Origin of the sequence: Brevibacillus laterosporus LMG 15441, assembly GCF_000219535.2 — a bacterium.
Lineage (GTDB): Bacteria > Bacillota > Bacilli > Brevibacillales > Brevibacillaceae > Brevibacillus_B > Brevibacillus_B halotolerans.
The window spans coordinates 3,531,755-3,552,612 of record NZ_CP007806.1; the positions used below are offsets into that span (position 1 = coordinate 3,531,755).

Consider the following 20,858-nt stretch of genomic DNA (forward strand, 5'->3'; position numbering starts at 1 on the left):
CTTCCTTCCTACACGCTATGCATGATAAAAAAGTAAGGTGCCTGGCCCAGTATGGTACCATTTTTAATAATAATATAATATTTTTCGTTATAAAAAATAGACGTAAAAAAGCCGCCGGACAAACCGACAGCCTTTTTCTACCACTTAATCTAAATCATCTAGTAAACTCGATGAGTCGAATTGATCATACTCTTCGGTTGAGTCATCAAAGTCATGCGAGAAGGAATCTTTATCCTCACAGTTGTGACAAATTACAACACACACCTTCGTTTCTCCAACAACTTCAACAGAATACTCCTGTTCAACTCTTACATTAACTGCATTACCGCAAATTTCTGCTCTGACGCATTTTGGTTGTTCAATGCACTGGCAAATGATTTCTAAATCACCGCGGCAATTTTTGTCAAAATAAGAAAGAGGAACATCTAACGTGTACTTTACTTCTTCTTTTTTGACTTCTGTTTGAGTATTATCCTCATAAGAATACCAGAGATTGACATCATACGTTCCACTGATAACGACCGATTCTAACACTTTCTCTGCTGAAAAGTTATTGTTTATAATCCAGCATCCTAGGATAGTAGTCGGTGTCTGAGTAGGTGTGATCGTATGTGTCGTTTGCGAGAATCTATGTCCTCTACCGCAGACAGCCTTGGCAATCAATTCTCGACACTGCAAATCTTTATCAGGACCAGACATATTGTAACCTCCTCCATACATCGTTTCTGTACATTTGTATGCAGGTGATTCGCTCAGAGTGCAAGATCGAGAGAACTGTTGCGGCAAGAATTAATCTTTCATACTTTAGTGACCACAGCCACAGCCTTCATCATCATGATGACCGGCTTCAGGGCCACCTGTTTTACCGGTGAGAGGATTACCACCCGTATCTAAAATAATTCTATCGGACACAGTATTGGTAATAACATGGGTCACCATTTGCAAAAGATCGTTTACATCTGTTTGAGATTGCTTAAATTCTGTAACTAGCGGAATCTCATCTAATTCTTCCTGAAGAGCATCGAACTCCGCTTGTACTTTTTCTACAAGTTTCGTATTGTTCATGCTTTCATACATGACTAGTTGCTTTTGTTTTGCTTTCAGACTGGAAATCAAATCCTGAACGCGTTTGTTTTGCTTCACCTGTGATTCTGCTCGTTTAAAAAAGTCTACTTCCTTCGTCCGAGAAATCATGTTAGCTAATTCACGCGCTTTTGCTAAAATTTCTTGATCTGTGTAAACCGGTGTTTCTGCCATCTCCAATTACACCTCAACTTTAGTCACTAATTCCCCATATGTGGTAAATGTTTTTGCCTCTGTAATTGTAACATGTACCAGTGTACCAATTAAAGATTTATCAGCTTTTACATGCACTAATTTTCCAGTTCGAGTGCGTCCAGCTAATACCTCTGGATTTTTTCGACTCTCTCCTTCAATCAGCAATTCATAGGTTTTACCAACCATCTCTTGATTTTTACGCAAGGAAATCTCATTCTGTACAGCCATCAATCGTTGTAAACGATCCTTTTTCACCTCTTCTGGTACATTATCCACCATAGAAGCAGCCGGTGTACCCTCGCGTGGAGAGTAGATGAACGTATACGCTGAATCGTATTCCACTTCTTTCATCAAGGACAGTGTTTCCTGGAATTGTTCCTCCGTTTCACCTGGGAATCCCACAATAATATCTGTAGATAACGAAACATCAGGAATAGCAGCCTTAATTTTACGAACCAACTCCATATAATGCTCGCGTGTATATTTACGTGCCATTTTTTTCAAGACTTCTGAGCTACCAGACTGTGCAGGCAGATGAATTTGCTCTACCAAATTTCCGCCTTTTGCTAAGACTTCAATGAGGTGGTCATCAAAATCCCGTGGATGACTTGTTGTAAAGCGAATACGTGGAATATCAATCTTACGAAGTTCGTCTAACAAATCCCCAAGTCCATATTTCCGATCTTCAAAGTCTTTACCGTATGCGTTTACGTTTTGTCCCAGTACCATGATCTCTTTAAAGCCTTGGCGCGCCAATTCACGCACTTCAGCAACGACATCCTCTGGGCGGCGACTGCGTTCTTTTCCACGTGTGTAAGGCACGATACAGTACGTACAGAACTTATCACAGCCATACATAATATTAACCCACGCTTTGATATCACCTGTGCGTGTTTTCGGCATATTCTCGATGATATCGCCCTCTTTAGACCATACCTCAATCACCATTTCTTTACTAAACATTGCATCTCGCAATAATACTGGCAGACGGTGTATATTATGCGTTCCAAAAATCATATCTACTTCTGAATAAGAACGTAATACTTTATTGACTACCTTTTCTTCCTGTGACATACAGCCACATAAACCGAGAATGAGATTAGGATTGTTACGTTTCAGATGCTTCATGTGACCAAGCTCACCAAACACCTTATCCTCTGCTCCTTCTCGGATCGCACAGGTATTAAACAGAATGACATCAGCTTCCATTGTATCTTCTGTCGCTGTATAACCCATTGCTTCAAAAATTCCAGCCATGGTCTCCGTATCATGCTCGTTCATTTGACAGCCATACGTACGAATCAAATAGTGAAGACCTTTTCCTATTTGTTTCATCTCTTCAGGTATAGTGAAATCGTAATGCACGGTAATGTCTTCTTTTCCACGTTTCTTGGCGTCCTTTAAGCTTGGTGCCTGAAAATATTTTGCATAATCAGCTGTGGACTTACTAGACTTTCCGGATTTTAAGTCCGTTGTCGCCTCTTTTTTATCGATCATTTTCTATTTTCACCTCATAATATGCTGTTTTTTTCTGCTATCATCCAGATATTATAGCATATTTGGACTTTGAGAATAAAAGGAAAAAAGTTCTCTGGGGATAGGGGTAGGGTGCTTATACTTGTCGTACAAGTAAAGAGCAAAAACGCTGACCACTATTCTTAACGTGTGTTATTTAAAAGTGTAAAACAAGCCTGATGCGAGTGTAAAAAAATGGATACGTGAAAAAGAGCCTTTCTTGGTTGATTCAAGAAAAGCTCTTACGGAATACAAGCAAACGATGCTTTTACCTGACATGTATAATATCATGCCTGTTCAGACTTACTTTTAAACTGATGCTTTTTTTGCGGGAATGTCTAATCGAAGCATGTACTTCGCTATTATCCATTTGCTTGGATGATTTCAGCCCGATGTTTCGTTCTTCTTGCCGCCCTATCCTCTTCTTTCATGAGAGGACAGGTATAGCAATACTGGGCACCCTCGGTTCTAAAATATCTACAGCAAACATTTTTCATTCTCATTTGCTTTGTTGGATCCTCTATATGTTCGATTAATCGTACCTTCACATCAAACGGATTCTTGCTACGTCCAAAAACACTTGGATTTAACTCATGCTGTAAAAAATGAAAATCATCAATCACACGCTGCTTCTCTTCGGAGCTTGTTGTTTGTTCCAAAAGATTTGTTATAAAATGATGGAATTTCGTTGGCAGTTGTCCCCACATTTGGCCTACGTTAAATCCAGTAACTGCAGATATACATTCCAAAAGAGGACGCAAAGTTTCACCATACAGCCTGGAAAGAACGCCCGTTCTCCATTCCTGTCTCTCATCACTCACCGGTGCTTTTGTTTCTGCCCAGGAGCGTAGTTGAAAAGAGATTCGAGTATACGATCCCTCTGGTTTTGGACTCATATGTACAATTACATTCTCTAAGGAGAAATCCAACGCCTCATTTTGGATCGACACCATGTACTGAAGTCCTGTAGCCATCGCCAGAAACCAGCTAGCAATGTAAGCAGCCGTAGCCGTATCATCTAATGCCTTGATCACTAGAGCGTATTGATCAATAAAATTTCGCATAGTGCTCTCATTAAGGAGGTCCGTGGCAGGCATGGAATAAAAAGCCCCATTAGGTTCTAGCAAATGAATATTAAACAGCTCATCAAGTCGTTGGATATATTCGTTTTTCATTATATTTCTCCTTTTCTTACTTTTCGTTATGTAGCAGAGAACGGTTCTAATGTACGAGAATGATTTTCATTATTTGTAATTGTAAAGCACAGGGCTTACGCATTCAACTCAAAAAAGCTACCAAACGTTCCCTTATGACGTTTTGTAGCCACTTTTTATTTGACATTCCCATGCAGTTCTTCATCAGCCTCTGTTCTCCTGTGCTTTTATTTTTTTCAAAATGTATCTAGCTTCCTAATTTTTAAAGAACAAAACTTGAAGGTATTTCAACTCAAGGAATCTCAAAATCTATTTTTCATCTTATAAGCAAATTATATTTTATGTACTATAGTATGTAGTAACTAGCTTCTTTTGACAGAAATCCATGGTTGATATTCTGGGATAAACACGAAAAAGCTTGAAATAAGTTCAAATCATTTATGTAGATATCTTGAATTTTCTTCATATTCCTTTTGAAGATACTTCAACTATCGTATAATTGTTAGAAAAAAATGGGGTGAGAATATGTCGACATTTGGTCAACGATTACAAAAATCTAGAAAAAAAGCAAAATTAACGCAGGAACAAGTGGCCAATAAACTCGGACTTGACTACTCCACTATCTCCAAATATGAGAATGATCACTCGCAACCCGATAATGATACTCTTATTTCGCTAGCAGATTTATATTGGGTTACTGTAGATTATCTACTCGGTCGATCAGTCGAACAATCTGATCACGATCTCTCTTTAGTGGATGCATACCTGCCTAAGGAAAAATTAGAAAAATTAACTCCAAAACAAATGGAAAAGATTAATGATTTTTTGTCTTTACCTGAAGACATTCAGATGAATATTGGTACAATGATTGAAGCCGCTGTCGAAATCGTAAAAGACAAAAATCGTCCTGATTAGTAATCGAACTGATTATGGCGTTTTTTCGCATCTTCAATGATTTTCTCTATAAAACAAATAATGGAATTTATACTATAGTCTTTATTTTCGATTAAGTAGAGTTCGGCTAATTCAACGGCTTTCATTTTGGTATAATCTGTGAGTTGTACCGCTTTTATCTCCATTTTTTTCACCTACTTTAAAATTCTTTGCATATAAAAATTTATCATTAAATTATAGAATTTTTTGTCGAAAAATGAAGATAAAGCCTGTCTGTTTTACCCCCTTCAATTTTTCTTTACATTCAAAAAAAACTGATGTATAATTTTATCCCAAAAAAAGAGTCACCCAGTTAATCTGGATGACTCTTTCTTTTTAGATGTTTAACTAATTCATACTTAGACCTAGAAACTGTTGTATAAGAACCGTCACCGAAGTAAGCCCTGATGAACAATGCATTCTCCACTACATATGTAATATTTTCGAGATTGACAACATTTACAGCATCTAAAGAAACAAATCCATACTTCCCCCAAGATGCCCGAATTCCTTCTAATGTAGTCACTGCAAGAAATACACCTTTATTTGTATGGAAGCGTAAAATGCTGTCTGAATTCTTTTTTGGTCTAAAGAGATCTACATAATTGACCTCTTCTACTCCAAATTCAATAAAATCTGACTCATCGTACTTTCTTTCGATTCTAATCCCTGTTAGCCTAGGTTTCATTTTGCTTCACTTTGCTTTTTTAGTTCTTCTGGCACGGCTGGACTACCGATAGCAGCTTTGAAAGAAACAGCAAAAGCTCTAGCTACAGCGGTAAGCATAATCGATGTAGTTTCTGCGATATGTTTTTTCATTTTATACTCACCTCCCTTCTTGGAATCAAAAGTAATGATTGAACAAAGAATGCTAGTGCTACTATGGGAGAAACGATAACAAAATTTATACTTACAATCAAAACAGAACATAATTTTAAAATCAGAACTTTTCGAGGTACGGTTAGGTTTTCATATGTACTATTAGGTGCATAAATAAGCACTAGAAGAACACTAATAGCTGTTAATAGATATATGATAATATTGTTTACAGGAATATATGGTATCACTGCAATAATAACTGTCGTAACAATTACACAGTGATCTAAGGATTTCATATGATATCCACCTGAAAAAAAACGTAATATCACAAAAGTCATCAACGCAATAAAGATTTCCTGTAACCTATTTGTTAAAAGACCTATTAGGAGTAAAAAGAAACAAATAAAAAAGAAATTAAGCAAAATAGAAAGAGCGTAAGATAATACAGCTATGCTATTGGTACGCTCTGGGCTTGCATTTTTTATTTTGATAGAAATCGCTTTCGATAGTTTCTCAATCAATAATCTTGTCCCTCCTAATTAACCACCGAAGTAACAATAAAAGAGGGGCTAGAATAGGCAATATCAACAGCCATACATCACCTTTAAAAATAAAAATCCAGTATGTAGTAGTAGAAATAGTTATAATCCCTAACACCAATCCACAAATGATTCTTATCTTTAATGAGTCCAATTTTCCTTTTTGATATAAATCGTGAGGAGGTTGCATTATAAAGGAAAACCCAAAATTAAACATACCAATAAGCCAGCCTATCACCAAAACAGTTACATCAGTAATTAGCTGTATTAGAAAGGTCCCCCACTCTACAAGACTTTTACCATCACTTAGTGTCACTAGACCAAAAGATATAAGAACAGGATATATAACAAATTGTATACCTAGATAACTTAGATACCCAATAGCGGCAATTAAAGCTGATTCATAAATTCTTATCTTAAATAAAAGTCTAAAAAACACCACAATTAAAACAAATTGCGCTCCAACATCACTTCCGTTCACCTCTAAGACAATCCTATTGACAAAGGACGTAATGGAGAGTGCTGTAGCCATTATGGTGAAATCCCTCAAATACATTGTTACTGGTAACCTAAATGCTTTGAAGGTTAAAAATAAAATGGTAAAAGAATCAATAAATCCAAACAATACGTATAAAAAACTTTTCATAATATATCCCCTATTTAGCCAAGATCAAAACGATGTAGGTGCTCCGTATTCACGACCATACAATAAACTATCTCATAAAGAATGTAGCTCGCTCATAACTTCATGGTGAAAAATGATCTCCTCGCTTCATCAGCTCAAGGGAGGTTTTGTATTTTTGACAAAAAAAAATCAAGGCTAAAAAGAACAATACAAAAATGAACATCAAAGACAACGTCTGAAGTACCTCTGCGAACCTTTATGTACTCACCTCCCTCCCTTGTGGGATAAAAGAGAGCTACTTAAGAAACCTTTACTTCGATATTATAGCACGGATTATTTTGGTATTCTATACTTTCATGAAATCTCAATACCTCTGTAAATCCTTACTATATAAAGGTTTTTATTGAAATAAAATGTAATAAATAACACAAAAAAAGACAGTAGGTTTTTCTTTTAAATCTAATAAATTACCTTGTTATATTTCAATACTACTTTTGTCCAAACCAACAACAAGTCATTGGCAAATTGTAAAGACCTGTGTTAGCAGAGGAGCTACCATGGGCTACCTGTCGTTTGTCGACCAATACGGTATCTACGCCACTATCTCCTATCACCTAACATTTATAGTGATTCATCGTTCGGTAAGATGTCATGGGGCATTATAAATCACTGACATCCATGATTCATACCCTTGGCGAAGATATACCCTTCCCACACTAGTATTGTTGATTCGTTTGGGGAACAAAAGAAAAACGCCACAGCTTATATGTAAGCCTGGCGTTTTCTTGCTGAATGGATTTTGTTTTTATATATTCTCTAACTTAATCTACTGGTCGTTTATCGTATGTTTATTTTTATTTACCAAACGTTTTTGCGATTTCAACAGCACGCTCTTTTGCTTTTGCCTTGATATTTTCTGCCTCAGCAGGAAGTGCGTTCATGCCTTCTACTGCCAACGTTTCGTAGTCAGTGATACCGATGAAGTTCATTACTGCTTTTAAATATTTATCACCAAATTCAAAGTCAACAGCAGGACCCTCAGAGTACATGCCACCACGAGCTTGGATATGGAGAACTTTTTTACCGTTTAGTAAGCCTGCTGGACCAGCTTCTGTATATTTGAAGGTTTTTCCAGCGATTAATACGTTGTCAATGTATGCTTTCACTACAGGAGGGAAGCTCAAGTTCCACATTGGTGTTACGAATACATAGCGATCTGCTTCTAAGAACTGATCCAATACTTCACCCATGCGGCCAACTTTAGCTTGAGCTTCTGGAGATAAATCACCAAACGCAGTTCCTTGACGCAATTTGTTCCATGCATCTAGCACAGTTCCATCAATCATTGGAATATCTTCCTTGAATAGATCAACACGTACTACCTCGTCCTGAGGATTTGCTTGACGGTATGCATCTACGAAAGTTTGTCCCACACTTAGTCCAAAGGAATCCTCTACAGAGTTCGGATTTGCTGTAATATACAATACTTTTGCCATTTTTGTAATCATCCCTTCTGATGTATGTACCTTATTATGTGCTTGATAAGCCTGCTGCATGTAATACATTAATATTTATTTACTTACCTTATATAAGTATAGTACTTTTTGATAGAAAATTTGTCAACACATTTATTTAGAAAGTACCCTTCCATATTTTTCTGTATTCTTTATTTGACAAGAGTGAACTACCTGTGAGATATTTTACCTAACGAACGTTAGGTAGGAGGTTTTGTCTTATGACTGCAAACAAGATAAAAGAGGCTGCCTTGCAGTGCTTTGCTCAACACGGCTACGAGGGAACATCGCTTGCTCAAATTGCAAACGAGGTTGGAATAAAAAAACCTTCCATTTATGCTCACTTTAAGGCAAAGGAAGATCTTTTTCTGCACCTGATCCATGATGTATTCACGATTGAGAAGGCCAAGATACAACAATTTTTAATGATCAATCAGGATCAACCCCTAGCTACCTTGTTACCCGAATTGTTAAACCATTACAAAACAAATTTTACTTCCGATAGCACGTTTACCTTTTGGCTTCGGATGGCTTTCTTTCCCCCCTCTAGCTTGGTGGAGCCGGTTAGTGATGTGACCAATCAATTTTTAGACGAACTGGAGGCTATGCTAGTCCCCTTGTTCAAGCGTGCAAAAGAATTAAGAGAAATTCAGGTGGATGATCCCCAAGATGCCGCCATTGCCTTTCTTTGTTTAATGGATGGTCTATTTGCGGAATTATTGTTTGGTGGATCAGATCGATATGAGAAACGTTGGTCTTCCTCATGGAAAATCTTTGCCAAGGGAATACACATGGAAAGGGATTGGGAGTAAACCTATGATGAACCGGAACTGGACATACGTCCTTATCGCAGGCTTATTAGAAATTATTTGGGTCTCAGGGATTAAACACTCCTCTACCTGGTATGAATGGGCTGGAACAATAATCACGATTGCTCTTAGTTTTATCGTGCTTATCCGTGCAACGACATTTCTGCCTATTGGCACGGTCTATGCGGTCTTTACAGGAATCGGTACGACAGGTACTGTTTTGACAGAGATGTTGTTATTTGGTGAACCGTTTCATTTAGCGAAAATAAGTCTTGTTGCATTATTGCTGATTGGTGTTATCGGACTGAAATTAATTACATCTGATGATTCCAATACGAATGAAACAAAGATGAAAGGAGCGAGCTAAGCATGGGCTGGGTTTTCTTATTTTTTGCAGGATGCTTTGAAATTGTTGGCGTGCTTGGCTTAAAAAAGGTCTCATTGAAGCAGAGCTTAGCCTCTTATCTGATTTTAATGGGGGGATTCGCTCTTAGTTTTACCTTTTTGAACCTGTCCATGCAAAGTATATCCATGGGTACAGCTTACGCAATCTGGACTGGCATCGGTACAGTTGGGAGCGCCTTATTGGGTATGCTTGTTTATAAGGAACCGAAAGAATGGAGGCGGATTTTATTTATTATGATGATTGTATCCGCTGCTATTGGTTTGAAAATAATCGCATAGGTACTGCACAGCAAAGACGAGTGGAAAAGCACAGAAGGTTGAGATTGCGAGAATGTTCAATATTTCGCAATGACACCTCTGTGCTTTTTGTACAGGTGAAATGACTGACTATCCCGTTTCTTTTTGTTTCATCTAGATGTTACCAACCTCTGCGGTCACTTTCCTTGTCTCCTCTTTGAAAAACTGGGGCAGATAGGGCTTATGTGCTTCCAGCATTTCATCTAAAATCGTTTTAGCGATGGAGTCTGATGGAATTAACGGATTAATGCTCATGGCTAGCAATGCTTTATGGTAATCGCCTGTCACTGCTGCTTCGATCGTCACGCGTTCAAAGGATTTAATTTGTTGAACTAAACCGTTTACGGCGATTGGTAGCTCTCCCACCGAGATTGGCACAGGTCCTTCTTTTGTGATAACGCAGTTCACTTCGACAGCCGAATCAGGAGAAATCCCCGCAATGGCACCGTTGTTACGAACATTAACCGGTTGAATATCCCGTACATCATTATAAATCGAGTAAATAAGATTACATGCCGCATCACTATAGTATGCGCCGCCTCGTTTCTCTAGCTGTGGTGGCTTGATCGCCAACTCAGGGTCTTTATACAGTTCAAACAATTCCGCTTCTACCTTCTGAACTACCTCAGCTCTCGTTCCTTCTTTTTTCGCCGCTTCTCTTTCATGTTCAAGCATCGGTCCAGTCTGATAATAATAGCGATGATAGGGACATGGCAATAAGCCTAGCGCCCGAATAAACTCTTTTTCCCACCCCATATCTGCAATATTTTTCACGGAAGGACCGGTTTCTTCGTCACTTGTCAGCTTATCAATTACTTGCTGGGTTACCTTCTTGCCATCCAGATAGACGTTTGTACCGAAAACCATATGATTTAACCCTGCAAAATCAATATGCACGCGATTACCATCTACATCCAGCATCTTGGCAACAGCCATTTTCATACCTACTGGAACATTGCAAAGACCTACGACTTTTTTAATATTGCTGTGACGCAGAACTGCCTCGGTCACCATTCCTGCTGGATTGGTAAAATTAATGAGCCATGCTTCTGGACATAGCTCTTCCATATCCCTACTAATGTCTAAAATTACTGGGATAGTGCGCAATGCCTTAAACAGACCACCTGCACCGTTTGTTTCCTGACCAATGCATCCATGCTTTAATGGTATACTTTCGTCTAATCCACGAGCCTTTAGTAGACCTACACGTAACTGAGTCGTAACAAAATCTGCTCCTGGCAGTGCTTCTCTGCGATCCAATGACAAATGAATTTGCATGGGAACACCAGCCTTCTCCACCATGCGTTTTGCTAAATTGCCTACGATTTCTAACTTTTCTTTGCCTTCTAAAATATCGACCAGCCAAAGCTCACGTACAGGTAATTCCGCATACCGCTTGATAAAGCCTTCAACTAACTCTGGTGTGTAGCTGGAACCACCGCCAATGGTTACGATTTTAATTCCGCTCAACTGTAAGTCCCCCTTCGATGTTAATTTTTGCATAAAGGTCAATGAACTCGTTTGCTAAGTCTTTCACTGTGATTGCATTCATTAAATGATCCTGCGCGTGGATCATTAATAGGGTTACTTCTGTCTTGTTTCCGCCCGCTTCTTCCTGAATTAAAGAAGTTTGAATATGGTGTGCTTCACGTAGCTCTGCAGTCGCTTTGTCCATTAGCTTGCGTGCTTCCTCTATTTCTCCTCGCTTTGCCGCTGCAATTGCCTCCATAGCGAAGCTTTTTGCGTTGCCACCATGTAATATTATGTGAAATGCTACATCTGTAATTTCCATATGGTTGCCTCCTATCCCATGCACTACTGTCAGCCTAGTTGTTCAAATGTAATCAATTGTATATCTCGGCAGTTCAACCGTTTTGTAACATGCGGGTCAGTCAAAATCGCCAATTCGTTCATACGTTGAAGCGCATAGCTGCTCCCTTGGCAAAGTGGCTGGTCGATAAAAGCTGGATGTGTCATAATCTCCAGTGATTCAGCTCCAGCATGCTTATCAAGAATTTGTTCCAGAGACTCAAGGGAAAGCTTATCTCCATAAAAACTCTGATCGAAAGCAGCAGTGCTTTTTATGCCTGCTGGTAACCGATTTGTCTCGTCATGTGTGCGGAGAAGACGAAGCGGCAGATGATACCGCTCCGCCAATTTCAACACAATAGGCAATATTTTTTCATGCGCATGTACATGATGATGACTATCAATATGGGTTGGTTTCTTTCCATATGAGAGAAATGCTTCTACTTGACGTGTAAATTCTTTCTCTACATCTTCTGTATTTATGTGATGAAATACATCCGGCAGTGAGTGAAAATGACCTGATTCATTTACTAAGGAAGGTACGTCGTCACCAAGTGGTTTGCCACAGGTCAAAACCAAATGAATTCCTACTCCTAACGTTGAATGCTGTTTGGCCAGTAAAAAGGCATGATCTACCTCGGGCATATTCATCATCATCGTAGTCGATGTAACAACCCCGCATGCATGAGAAGTAATAATTCCATAGTTGACTCCTTTTGAGTAACCAAAATCATCGGCGTTTATAATCAGTTTCGTAACGATTCCTCCCTTCCCGTGCATCTAACTAACACAATTGTTCTTATGCTTGTAATGTGGTGACAGCTTGATTTTTTGTTGCCTCCTGCTCTTCCTTGCATTTTTGACGATCCCACAGACGTATAAATGGGTAATAAATCGCAAAAGCGAGTATAAAATTGATTAATTGTAGGACTAATCCGGATGTTTTAGCCCCAGTCGCGAGATAACCACTAACTAACAATGGAGTGGTCCATGGCACGGATATACCGCTTGGTCTGGCTACAAGTCCCGTGGACATTGCAAAATAAGAGACACATAAAAGAACAACAGGCGTTACTATAAATGGAATAATTAAGAGCGGGTTCATGACGATCGGTACCCCGAAGATCACCGGTTCGTTAATGTTAAATAACCCTGGTGCAAGAGATAGTCTTCCTAAGCTTTTCATCTGCTGGCTCTTTGCCAGAAAGGCCATGGCAACAACCATTGCAAGCGTTGTACCTGATCCGCCAATATAGAGCCATAAATCAAAGAATTGAGTCGTGATAACATTCGGTAATTCTGCATTAGGATTGCTCATGTAAACAGCTCGGTTTGCATCCATCAGCGTTAACCAGATCGGGCTCATTACACTGCCAACCAAATTGGCTCCATGCAAGCCGCAAGCCCATAAAAGGTGAATAAGAATAACAGCGATTAAAGCACCTGCGAAGCTGGAACCCAGTGCCTGTAGGGGAACTCCTAATAGTGTTTTAACAACATTGTGTACGCTTTCAAAAGTAGTAGCTTCCATAATCAAACGAATAATCCAGCAGGTTCCAAGCACAATAAAAGCTGGAATCAATGCAACGAAGGATTTCGCAACCGCTGGTGGTACACCTGGCGGCATTTTTAAAACAATGTCCTTTTGTATAACAATACGGAAAATTTCTGTCGATAAAAGAGCCATAATCATGGCAACAAACAATCCTTGACTTCCCATTAATGTTACCGGTATGACACCGCTAACCTGTATGGCTGTTTCTGTGCCAGCCGGAGTAAACATCGTGTTGTATGGCGTTACCAGCAAAAAGGAGGCAACAGATATCGATGCTGCCGATAAAGGGTCCACCTTATACTTTTCCGCTAACCGATACGCTATACCAAAACTAGCAATGAGTGCCATAATATCAAAGGTAACGCCTACCGGATATAAGAGCTTTGTACGCCATAGCTCTCCAAAAATCCCCTTCATAAAGTCATCATAACCCTCGATTGGAATAAACCCAATAACCAAACATAAGGAGCCGACAATTAGAAGGGGAGTTGTTAAAACGATACCGTCACGAATGGCTTGTAAGTGCTTCTGCCCAGCGACTTTCCCTGCAATGGGCATTAGCGCTCTCTCGAATAATTGAACGAGTCTGTCCATCGATATCACTCCTATCTATTTCTTCATGTGTAAGGCAGCTTCTAGTACCTTTTGGCCATTGACCATTCCATAGTCAACAGGGTTTATAACATCAACGGGTATATTTCTCGCTTCGCCTTCCTTTTTAAATTCTGCTAATTTATAACGGATTTGCGGTCCGAGCAACACAACCTCTGCTTTATCCCAGTTATCACGCATATCATCTGCAGATATAGCCCAAATCGTTGCTTCGATACCTTGCTCCTTTGCTGCCTCCTCCATTCGAGTTACAAGTAGGCTAGTTGACATTCCTGCTGAACAACATAGTACGATATTCATCTTTATATACCCCCTCTGGTCATGTAAGTGCTTACATTTTAGTTATTTTGCAAATATGATGCCAAAACACTAATGATGTATATGTAGGCTGTCATCCTTTCATTCTTCCATTAGTGTTTCGCTTGTCCATAAGAAAAACGAAACACTAATCTATAGTGTTTCGTCCTAAATACAGTGAGTGTTTACTTATACGTGAGACTGATTTGCTTCACTCATATGGAAAAATTTCGCGAGATAACAAATTTCATTTTCTTCCACCATGATTCCATACGTCAACTCAATTGGCTGCATTTGTCCTTGTATAACAGTAAGCATCTCTTTAAAATGCTCTTTGTACGCTTCCTTTTCTTTAAATTCTGCTACTTCTCCTCCGCCTTTCAGCCGATCAATCATACAGCACATATGCAATGTAATCCCCATCAATTCATCCTGATATAGCTTCTGCTGTAGTTTTCTCTCCATGCGTTTAATAGTAGCACGTACATCTGCTAGGACTTGTTCGCCTGGGAGATATTTTAAATGAGCTTCTAGTGTTTCACCCATTTTTTTATAAATTTCTTCCTGGTTGATAATTTGCTGAATCTCAGGAATAGCCTGTAAGCTTAAGACCTGCTCAATATTATATTGAGGTGCATCTATATCCAATCGAAAATTGCTGACAATACACAAAATCTGGCGTTTTGTCTTTAGTGCCTCCAGCTCCTGTTTCGCTTTGTTTTGATCCACACACGTAATCGGTATAATTTGTAAGGATTCGTTATGAAAGCGAAGATAATTTTTCAATAGATTTTTAATCACAAGTGCGCTTCCTTCACCTGTCAAGCACGCTGTTACGATCACTTGCTTTGGTAGCTTATTACGTTCCCGTTTAACAGACTGTTCTTGTATTTCATGACTTGATACCGCTAATACGCTTTGATAAATCTCGTCTAATGTAGAACCGGATATCGCTTTGCGGGTAGCCTCTAAAACATGCGTGGTACTAACCAAGGGGATCACTTTTACCGGTATTCCCAATTCTTTTTGGATGATTTCTCCAAAGGTAAGTAAAGAGCCCATATCTACTAAAAACAGCAGACCCTCTTCATTCCCAATCGTTTTGGCAATTTCTTTGGCTTTTTCTAATAATTCATGGGGAGGTTTTTCTAAGGGCATATCTAAAGGAACAGCATGATTCGTTCCTAAGAGGCGATTTGTCACCTCTACCATGGAGGTCGCACTGGAATTACCGTGCATCATGACGAGAATACCCACATAATTTTTGATCTCCTCAGGCTGTGCTTCGTCAAGTACAAAGAACATGCAGAGAAAACCTGCCTCGTCTAGCGGTATGTCGAGATCAAAAGCCTCTTCTATCTTACTCACACATTCAAGAGCTACCATGAATTCAGCTTTATGTAGCTTGCTAATTTGATTCAATTGCGGATTCGAAATTGTTTTTCCCCTTCCAATCCGATCAATGAGTGTCTGAATATGCAAAGACATTCCCAGTAGAACATTGCGTGTTAATGTTCTATTCAATATAGTCTGGGCATACGTAACGATGTCCTCGACCAGATTGACAATTTCGGGGTGGACAATTTTCAAGACATCTTCCTGATTGAAGCTTTTTCGTACATTAGTCAGATAAGTAGTGAAATACTTTTCAATCTCACTAGTCAAGACTGTGTACAGCTCTGTATCAGATACTCCCGTAGCTCGCAATTGTACAATCTTTTGTTCCATTCGTTCGTAGATATTATTGTCCATTACCGATGAATCTTCTAAAATATATGGTTCTTGATCGGGATGAAACAAAAAATACTTCTTTTCCCCAATAAGCTTCTCGATATTTTGTCTATTCTGCTCCACATGCAGCACGCCCTCTTTTACATGAGGGGGAAGATCAGCGGTAGTAATTTGCATTTCTGTTTTCCGCAAAGATATAAAATCGGCATATGCCTTTGCACAGGATAGGCGAATATCCGTTTTCAATTGACCAATGTTGTTTGGACAGTCGTACAGGAGAAGCGCACGGATAGAATTACCTGAGACATGAATATCCTTCCCTAAACGATAAGACTCTTCTTGAAAAAATTGTTTGATTAGCTGTAGCCGCTCCTCCAGTCCTCTTTCTTTTAAGGAAGGCAGAGAAATCATCATAGGAATTCGTCTGGTAAAAGTCGCGAGCAATGCAGAGGTAGGATTCTCTGTTGTCGCCGCAATTAATCGTACATTTGCCTGACGCACTCCATTTGTTTCTCCTACACGTCTGAAGAAGCCTTTATCGATGAAAGTAAATAACATTTCCTGCCCTTCAGACGGTAAGCGGTGAACCTCATCTAAAAACAGAATGCCAGTGTCAGCAGCTTCCATTAATCCTTGTCGATCATGATCAGCGCCAGTATAGGCACCCTTTTTCACACCAAATAATTGGCCTACCAATAATTGAGCATTGTGAGCATAGTCTGCACAGTTAAAAGTGATAAACGGAGCAGTAGCTGCTAAGATTCCTTTTTCCACAGCATATTCGTACATAAGCCCAGCAAACATGGTTTTCCCAACACCCGTTTCCCCAAAAAGTAGCGTATGCATGCCATGGGGCGGATAGAGCAATGCAGCCTTAGCTTGTTCAATGAGTGCTGCTAAGCTCTGGCAATCTCTAGCCAACTGGTCCATTACACTAGCTTGTAGCTGATTTTCGCTATGATGTATATTCCTCTTAAGCTCCGGCGGAAAAGAACCCGCTCTCTTACGTTCCCAAGTCTGCTTCTCGTCCGTTTTCCTTTGTTCAGACAAACCTGCGTTCCTCAAAGCTTTAGGTTGAATCCCAGGCAAGGAGAAGCGTACAGGCCTAGTTGTACTTTTCTCTATACGACCTTCTCTCCAAAGCTGGTTTAAATCAGAGCTGACATTGGCTCGACTTAACGAAAGAATCTCGGCCAGCTCTTGGGCACTGCTTGCTTGTCCTTCACGCGATCTGGATACAATCTGTTGCATAATCAGCTCTATGCGTTTCATTTCATCACCTTGTGCCGATTTTTAACTGACAGCCTTCACTATGAAAACTCTTTCATGATCCATCATCTCATATTTATATTCATTCATCCATGCATCATTTTTGTGAAAGTTAGATTCGCTTGGTTCGAGCTCGATCTACCTCTGGAATTTTGAATACTAGATAACCAAGAAAGACTACAAGAAGAATACCCTGAAATAAAATGGCAAAGGAAACAGAGCCGCCCATATAGGATACAGCATAGTAAATAACCGTTCCCCCTAGCATTAAGCTATTCTCTACAAAATTTTGGACCGCAATCGTTTTACCTGATCCGATGATTTGAAGTCCTTGCTCCTGAATGACAGTGTTCATCGGAACGATAAATACCCCGCCCATAAAGCCAACACCAAGCAACATCAGAATAGCAATGAATGTTGAATGTATCCAAGGAAACAGCATAATACAGCCAGTCATAAGAAATCCATAGAGAATGGCTTTCGTAAATCTAGATAAAGGAATCACCTTCGGAGCAAAGAAGGCTCCTCCAATAATGCCAATGGAGGTAGTCGCTAGTATAAGGGATACACGAAAGTCGTTCTCTGCAAAACCCAGGGCAAGCGGAATCCAAGCAAGCACAGCAATCCGAAGTACCGCCGAACTCATCCAGAATGCCCCTGTTCCTATCAGTGCGTAGTGTGTAGTCGGATGACCGTACAGCAAACGAAAATTTTCAAAAAATAAGCGGGTTTCTTTTCTGATTTTAATATGGCGATTGCCTCGCTGCATTGGGATGTAAAAGGTCATCGCAATCGAAGCCGCAAAGAGCAGCAAGCAGATGCTCGAAGAAACCATGACACTAGTAACGGCCGCAATGGCCCCTCCTCCTCCGATTCCTAGCAAAATAGCCAGTATCGTATAGGCCTCAATCCGTGAATTAGCTTCAAATAACTCCATTTCGTTTTCAGTAAGCTCTACTAATATGCCGTACTTGGCTGGGGAGTAGACAACCGCTCCTATTCCTACAGTAAAGTAACTAGCCATCAACGCTATAATGCTTTGGTGGTCTACCGTCATTAATAATACGATGCCTAAAAGCTTCAAAAAATTACCTACAAGTAAAACGGCTGTTTTCGAATACTTATCTGCTATGGGCCCTACCACAGGTGCCATTACAATAAACGGCACGAAAAATGCCATGGAAACTAAGGCAAGCGCGACAGGAGAAAAGCCATTTTGTCTTAACAGATTGGCAATCACAAATAATGCCATGTTATCAGCAAACGCAGATAAAAACTGAGTGATATATAAATACTGCAAGGCTTTATTTTTCACGAATGCCGCTCTCCTCTCCCTATCGTTTAGATGGGGTCTCTTGTTCTGCCCATTGTTTTAATGTTACATAGTCCACCTTACCGCTTCCTAATAAAGGAAGTTCCTCAATTTCCACAATTTTAGAAGGAACCAATAGTGCTGAGAAGCCTTTAGCTATCACGTATTCCTTAATCTCACGCATTGTAATGGGAGTAGAGGTAAATAGATAAATGCGCTCTCCTTTTCGCGGATCACCTGTGGTAACAGCAGCGAGCCTCGTATCTTGCACTACCTCCGTAATCAGTTGCTCAACTAAATTTAGTGAGACCATTTCACCTGCAATTTTTGCAAAACGTTTTTTCCGAGCTACAATGGAAATATACCCTTCGTCATCCACTGTTACGATATCTCCACAATCGTAGTACCCTTCTCTCGGCTCGAAGCCTTTGCCATGAAATAAATAGCCCTTCATGACATTTGCTCCATCCACCCAAAGATTGCCGCCTTCCGCTATGCCTTCAATCTTCTCTAATTCGTAACGAATACCTGGCAAAAATTGACCGACTGTTCCTTTTTTATGCTGTAGTGGAGTGTTCAGTGAAAGGATTGGAGAAGCCTCTGTTGTACCATATCCCTCCATTACCCTAATGCCGAATTTATCCATCCAAAGCTGTCGAACCTCATCCTTTAATTTTTCTGCTCCCGCCACTACATGACGCATAGCGTAAAAATCGTATGGTTTGGCAGTCCGAGCATATCCTGCAAGGAATGTAGACGTTCCAAATAACACGGTACAATTGCGATCATAAGCAATCTCAGGGATCACCTTGTAATGAAGCGGCGAGGGGTAAAAAAACACAGGAATTCCTGTCACAATTGGTAAAATCGTACCTACCGTTAACCCAAAGCTGTGAAACATGGGTAAGGTATTTAAAAACTTGTCTTTCGATGTCATATCCATCATGGCCAAGACCTGCTGAATATTGTTATAGATATTACTGTGTGTTAGCACCACTCCTTTTGGTTTGCTCTCGCTTCCAGATGTAAATAAAATAAGTTCACTTTCCTGTAATGGATTCACCTTTAAAGCACGCTGTTTGCTCACATAAGCAACCAGCGCTTTTCCTTTATCAGTTGTGCTAATCGATGCTTTTACGTCTTCTAGGTAAATAACCCGAATATGTTTGGTAAGCGCATCAGCCATCGCCTGTAAATTAGCCTTCTGAATAAACTCTCTGGAGGTTAAAATGGTGGAAATACTCGCTGTTTCACAAGCATCCAATACCGTCTGAACCCCCATACTAAAGTTGAGGAGAGCGACCGTTTTGTCTAAATAAAATAATGAAAATAAAGCTACGGTATGCCCAAGTGATGTAGGTAATAATGTGCCGATGCGTTGCTCCTGCTGAACAAGATCCTGTAATTTATTCCCTAATGCATATGTACTTATGACCAGCTTTTTATACGTTATTGACTGTGTTAATTCTTCCCCAATCATCCGGTTTGGACCATTAAGACGACAGGCATCTAGCATTTCATTAAATAATTGCACGTGATGCTTCTCTTTGGCATAAAATAATTCTGTTTGCATTGTTCTCAGGACTGTACTTCCGGCCTTTTCCTTTTGAATACGTTTCGATACTCCCTCTTTTGCTGGAATCGTATAGGCCTCACCAATACGGATACGCACCTTGGGGAATAAATGCGTTTTCCACTTATCCGTAATGTAAGAAAATGGTGTTCGTTCAGGCCCCACCAATGTAACGGGATAAATAGTGGCCCCTGTGCGAAGAGCAATATAACCGAGCCCACTATATATTTTCATGATTCCACCAGTCGTTGTAATTCTCCCTTCAGGAAACAACACCAAAGGAACTCCAGCCTTAACCTCACGCACAATTTTGCGGATGGAATAAGAATTAAAAGGATCAACCGTTATAAATTTTCGTTGTGATAAAAAGCTGGCATATTTTTTGGCAATATCCGTATTCACCACATAGCATACTTCTTTAGGAAGATTGCAGGCCAGTAATACGGCATCTAATATGGAAACGTGATTTGGCGCTAAAATAACCGGCTTGGAAAAATCGAGTTTTGAGAGTCCCTCAATCTCAACTCGATAACTCGTATTAACCACCGTTTTTAACAAACTATCTACAATACCCACACCATTCCACCTTTCTCCCTTTTTCTCTTTAACTTGTATTCTCAAAAAATCATAACAGACTTGTCAACTAATATATACTTTCATCTTCTAATCCCAACCATACATCTTATGTAGGATTTGCTTTTTCTATCTTTTTTCTTAGCATATTCTACTCTCCGTTGTCTAAAACAAGTCTTTTTAGCCAGGTAAGAATACCTCTCAGGAAATTAGCCCTACTCAATCAGCCCTATTTTTTA

At 39.7% G+C, this 20,858-nt stretch carries 22 protein-coding genes; 4 read left to right on the top strand and 18 right to left on the bottom strand.

Annotated features, from left to right (window positions below):
• Positions 1-144: 144 nt before the first annotated feature.
• From cotE to BRLA_RS15355, 4 genes are all read right to left on the bottom strand, one after another.
• Positions 145-699, bottom strand: a complete 555-nt coding sequence (gene cotE, locus BRLA_RS15340; RefSeq protein ID WP_003337050.1) for an outer spore coat protein CotE — start codon at positions 697-699, stop codon at positions 145-147.
• A 105-nt stretch (positions 700-804) separates the two neighbouring features.
• Positions 805-1,257: a YlbF/YmcA family competence regulator gene (locus BRLA_RS15345; protein WP_003337049.1), complete on the bottom strand. Its 453-nt coding sequence runs from the start codon at positions 1,255-1,257 to the stop codon at positions 805-807.
• 6 nt (positions 1,258-1,263) lie between these two features.
• Entirely contained in the window at positions 1,264-2,775 is a 1,512-nt protein-coding gene (miaB, locus tag BRLA_RS15350; protein WP_003337048.1) for a tRNA (N6-isopentenyl adenosine(37)-C2)-methylthiotransferase MiaB, read from the bottom strand.
• A 380-nt stretch (positions 2,776-3,155) separates the two neighbouring features.
• Positions 3,156-3,968 carry a (2Fe-2S)-binding protein gene (locus BRLA_RS15355; protein ID WP_003337047.1) on the bottom strand — a complete coding sequence of 271 codons (813 nt, stop codon included), beginning with the start codon at positions 3,966-3,968 and terminating at the stop codon, positions 3,156-3,158.
• Positions 3,969-4,472: 504 nt separating this feature from the next.
• Here BRLA_RS15355 and BRLA_RS15360 point away from each other — a divergent pair.
• Positions 4,473-4,862, top strand: coding sequence for a helix-turn-helix domain-containing protein (locus tag BRLA_RS15360; protein ID WP_003337046.1), 390 nt, complete (start codon positions 4,473-4,475; stop codon positions 4,860-4,862).
• On the opposite strand, the gene BRLA_RS24320 is transcribed toward BRLA_RS15360, so the two are convergent.
• The 6 genes from BRLA_RS24320 to BRLA_RS15380 all read right to left on the bottom strand — a co-directional run bounded on the left by BRLA_RS24320 (position 4,859) and on the right by BRLA_RS15380 (position 8,359).
• Positions 4,859-5,026, bottom strand: coding sequence for a hypothetical protein (locus tag BRLA_RS24320; protein WP_022584449.1), 168 nt, complete (start codon positions 5,024-5,026; stop codon positions 4,859-4,861). The genes BRLA_RS15360 and BRLA_RS24320 overlap by 4 nt on opposite strands.
• A 167-nt stretch (positions 5,027-5,193) precedes the next feature.
• Positions 5,194-5,568, bottom strand: coding sequence for a LytTR family transcriptional regulator DNA-binding domain-containing protein (locus BRLA_RS15365; protein WP_003337044.1), 375 nt, complete (start codon positions 5,566-5,568; stop codon positions 5,194-5,196).
• Complete coding sequence (locus BRLA_RS25035; protein ID WP_003337043.1) at positions 5,565-5,699, bottom strand: hypothetical protein; 135 nt, start codon at positions 5,697-5,699, stop codon at positions 5,565-5,567. The genes BRLA_RS15365 and BRLA_RS25035 overlap by 4 nt, the downstream gene beginning before the upstream one ends.
• On the bottom strand, positions 5,696-6,220 hold the full coding sequence (locus BRLA_RS15370; RefSeq protein ID WP_003337042.1) for an accessory gene regulator B family protein: 525 nt from the start codon (positions 6,218-6,220) through the stop codon (positions 5,696-5,698). The genes BRLA_RS25035 and BRLA_RS15370 overlap by 4 nt, the downstream gene beginning before the upstream one ends.
• Positions 6,213-6,884, bottom strand: a complete 672-nt coding sequence (locus tag BRLA_RS15375) for a hypothetical protein (protein WP_003337041.1) — start codon at positions 6,882-6,884, stop codon at positions 6,213-6,215. The genes BRLA_RS15370 and BRLA_RS15375 overlap by 8 nt, the downstream gene beginning before the upstream one ends.
• An 833-nt stretch (positions 6,885-7,717) precedes the next feature.
• Entirely contained in the window at positions 7,718-8,359 is a 642-nt protein-coding gene (locus tag BRLA_RS15380; protein WP_031309031.1) for an FMN-dependent NADH-azoreductase, read from the bottom strand.
• A 239-nt stretch (positions 8,360-8,598) separates the two neighbouring features.
• On the opposite strand from BRLA_RS15380, the gene BRLA_RS15385 reads away from it, so the two are divergent.
• Genes BRLA_RS15385 through BRLA_RS15395 form a run of 3 tightly spaced genes read left to right on the top strand, consistent with a single transcriptional unit; the run spans position 8,599 to position 9,870 of the window.
• Complete coding sequence (locus tag BRLA_RS15385) at positions 8,599-9,189, top strand: TetR/AcrR family transcriptional regulator (protein WP_003337037.1); 591 nt, start codon at positions 8,599-8,601, stop codon at positions 9,187-9,189.
• A gap of 7 nt (positions 9,190-9,196) precedes the next feature.
• A complete protein-coding gene (locus BRLA_RS15390) occupies positions 9,197-9,553 on the top strand; it encodes a DMT family transporter (protein WP_173645583.1) in 357 nt (118 codons plus the stop codon).
• A 2-nt stretch (positions 9,554-9,555) separates the two neighbouring features.
• Positions 9,556-9,870, top strand: coding sequence for a DMT family transporter (locus BRLA_RS15395; RefSeq protein ID WP_003337035.1), 315 nt, complete (start codon positions 9,556-9,558; stop codon positions 9,868-9,870).
• 132 nt (positions 9,871-10,002) lie between these two features.
• Here the strand turns inward: BRLA_RS15395 and BRLA_RS15400 are convergent, their stop codons facing one another.
• From BRLA_RS15400 to BRLA_RS15435, 8 genes are all read right to left on the bottom strand, one after another.
• Positions 10,003-11,358: a 6-phospho-beta-glucosidase gene (locus BRLA_RS15400; protein WP_003337034.1), complete on the bottom strand. Its 1,356-nt coding sequence runs from the start codon at positions 11,356-11,358 to the stop codon at positions 10,003-10,005.
• Positions 11,345-11,680 carry a PTS sugar transporter subunit IIA gene (locus tag BRLA_RS15405; RefSeq protein WP_003337033.1) on the bottom strand — a complete coding sequence of 112 codons (336 nt, stop codon included), beginning with the start codon at positions 11,678-11,680 and terminating at the stop codon, positions 11,345-11,347. The genes BRLA_RS15400 and BRLA_RS15405 overlap by 14 nt, the downstream gene beginning before the upstream one ends.
• 29 nt (positions 11,681-11,709) lie before the next feature.
• Entirely contained in the window at positions 11,710-12,477 is a 768-nt protein-coding gene (gene chbG, locus BRLA_RS15410) for a chitin disaccharide deacetylase (protein WP_003337032.1), read from the bottom strand.
• A 19-nt stretch (positions 12,478-12,496) separates the two neighbouring features.
• Entirely contained in the window at positions 12,497-13,846 is a 1,350-nt protein-coding gene (gene celB / locus BRLA_RS15415) for a PTS cellobiose transporter subunit IIC (protein ID WP_003337030.1), read from the bottom strand.
• A 15-nt stretch (positions 13,847-13,861) separates the two neighbouring features.
• Positions 13,862-14,164 (bottom strand): PTS sugar transporter subunit IIB, encoded by a 303-nt coding sequence (locus BRLA_RS15420; protein WP_003337029.1) that lies wholly within the window; start codon positions 14,162-14,164, stop codon positions 13,862-13,864.
• A 186-nt stretch (positions 14,165-14,350) separates the two neighbouring features.
• On the bottom strand, positions 14,351-17,164 hold the full coding sequence (locus BRLA_RS15425; RefSeq protein WP_003337028.1) for a sigma-54-dependent transcriptional regulator: 2,814 nt from the start codon (positions 17,162-17,164) through the stop codon (positions 14,351-14,353).
• Between the two features lie 109 nt (positions 17,165-17,273).
• Entirely contained in the window at positions 17,274-18,476 is a 1,203-nt protein-coding gene (gene lplT / locus BRLA_RS15430) for a lysophospholipid transporter LplT (RefSeq protein WP_003337027.1), read from the bottom strand.
• 19 nt (positions 18,477-18,495) lie between these two features.
• Positions 18,496-20,622 carry an AMP-binding protein gene (locus BRLA_RS15435; protein WP_003337026.1) on the bottom strand — a complete coding sequence of 709 codons (2,127 nt, stop codon included), beginning with the start codon at positions 20,620-20,622 and terminating at the stop codon, positions 18,496-18,498.
• Positions 20,623-20,858: the final 236 nt, after the last annotated feature.

Bases quoted from the DNA above. Each gene is read 5' to 3' on its own strand.
- cotE (WP_003337050.1), bottom strand. From the start codon at position 699: ATGTCTGGTCCTGATAAAGATTTGCAGTGTCGAGAATTGATTGCCAAG.
- BRLA_RS15345 (WP_003337049.1), bottom strand. From the start codon at position 1,257: ATGGCAGAAACACCGGTTTACACAGATCAAGAAATTTTAGCAAAAGCG.
- miaB (WP_003337048.1), bottom strand. From the start codon at position 2,775: ATGATCGATAAAAAAGAGGCGACAACGGACTTAAAATCCGGAAAGTCT.
- BRLA_RS15355 (WP_003337047.1), bottom strand. From the start codon at position 3,968: ATGAAAAACGAATATATCCAACGACTTGATGAGCTGTTTAATATTCAT.
- BRLA_RS15360 (WP_003337046.1), top strand. From the start codon at position 4,473: ATGTCGACATTTGGTCAACGATTACAAAAATCTAGAAAAAAAGCAAAA.
- BRLA_RS24320 (WP_022584449.1), bottom strand. From the start codon at position 5,026: ATGGAGATAAAAGCGGTACAACTCACAGATTATACCAAAATGAAAGCC.
- BRLA_RS15365 (WP_003337044.1), bottom strand. From the start codon at position 5,568: ATGAAACCTAGGCTAACAGGGATTAGAATCGAAAGAAAGTACGATGAG.
- BRLA_RS25035 (WP_003337043.1), bottom strand. From the start codon at position 5,699: ATGAAAAAACATATCGCAGAAACTACATCGATTATGCTTACCGCTGTA.
- BRLA_RS15375 (WP_003337041.1), bottom strand. From the start codon at position 6,884: ATGAAAAGTTTTTTATACGTATTGTTTGGATTTATTGATTCTTTTACC.
- BRLA_RS15380 (WP_031309031.1), bottom strand. From the start codon at position 8,359: ATGGCAAAAGTATTGTATATTACAGCAAATCCGAACTCTGTAGAGGAT.
- BRLA_RS15385 (WP_003337037.1), top strand. From the start codon at position 8,599: ATGACTGCAAACAAGATAAAAGAGGCTGCCTTGCAGTGCTTTGCTCAA.
- BRLA_RS15390 (WP_173645583.1), top strand. From the start codon at position 9,197: ATGAACCGGAACTGGACATACGTCCTTATCGCAGGCTTATTAGAAATT.
- BRLA_RS15395 (WP_003337035.1), top strand. From the start codon at position 9,556: ATGGGCTGGGTTTTCTTATTTTTTGCAGGATGCTTTGAAATTGTTGGC.
- BRLA_RS15405 (WP_003337033.1), bottom strand. From the start codon at position 11,680: ATGGAAATTACAGATGTAGCATTTCACATAATATTACATGGTGGCAAC.
- chbG (WP_003337032.1), bottom strand. From the start codon at position 12,477: ATGCACGGGAAGGGAGGAATCGTTACGAAACTGATTATAAACGCCGAT.
- celB (WP_003337030.1), bottom strand. From the start codon at position 13,846: ATGGACAGACTCGTTCAATTATTCGAGAGAGCGCTAATGCCCATTGCA.
- BRLA_RS15420 (WP_003337029.1), bottom strand. From the start codon at position 14,164: ATGAATATCGTACTATGTTGTTCAGCAGGAATGTCAACTAGCCTACTT.
- BRLA_RS15425 (WP_003337028.1), bottom strand. From the start codon at position 17,164: ATGAAACGCATAGAGCTGATTATGCAACAGATTGTATCCAGATCGCGT.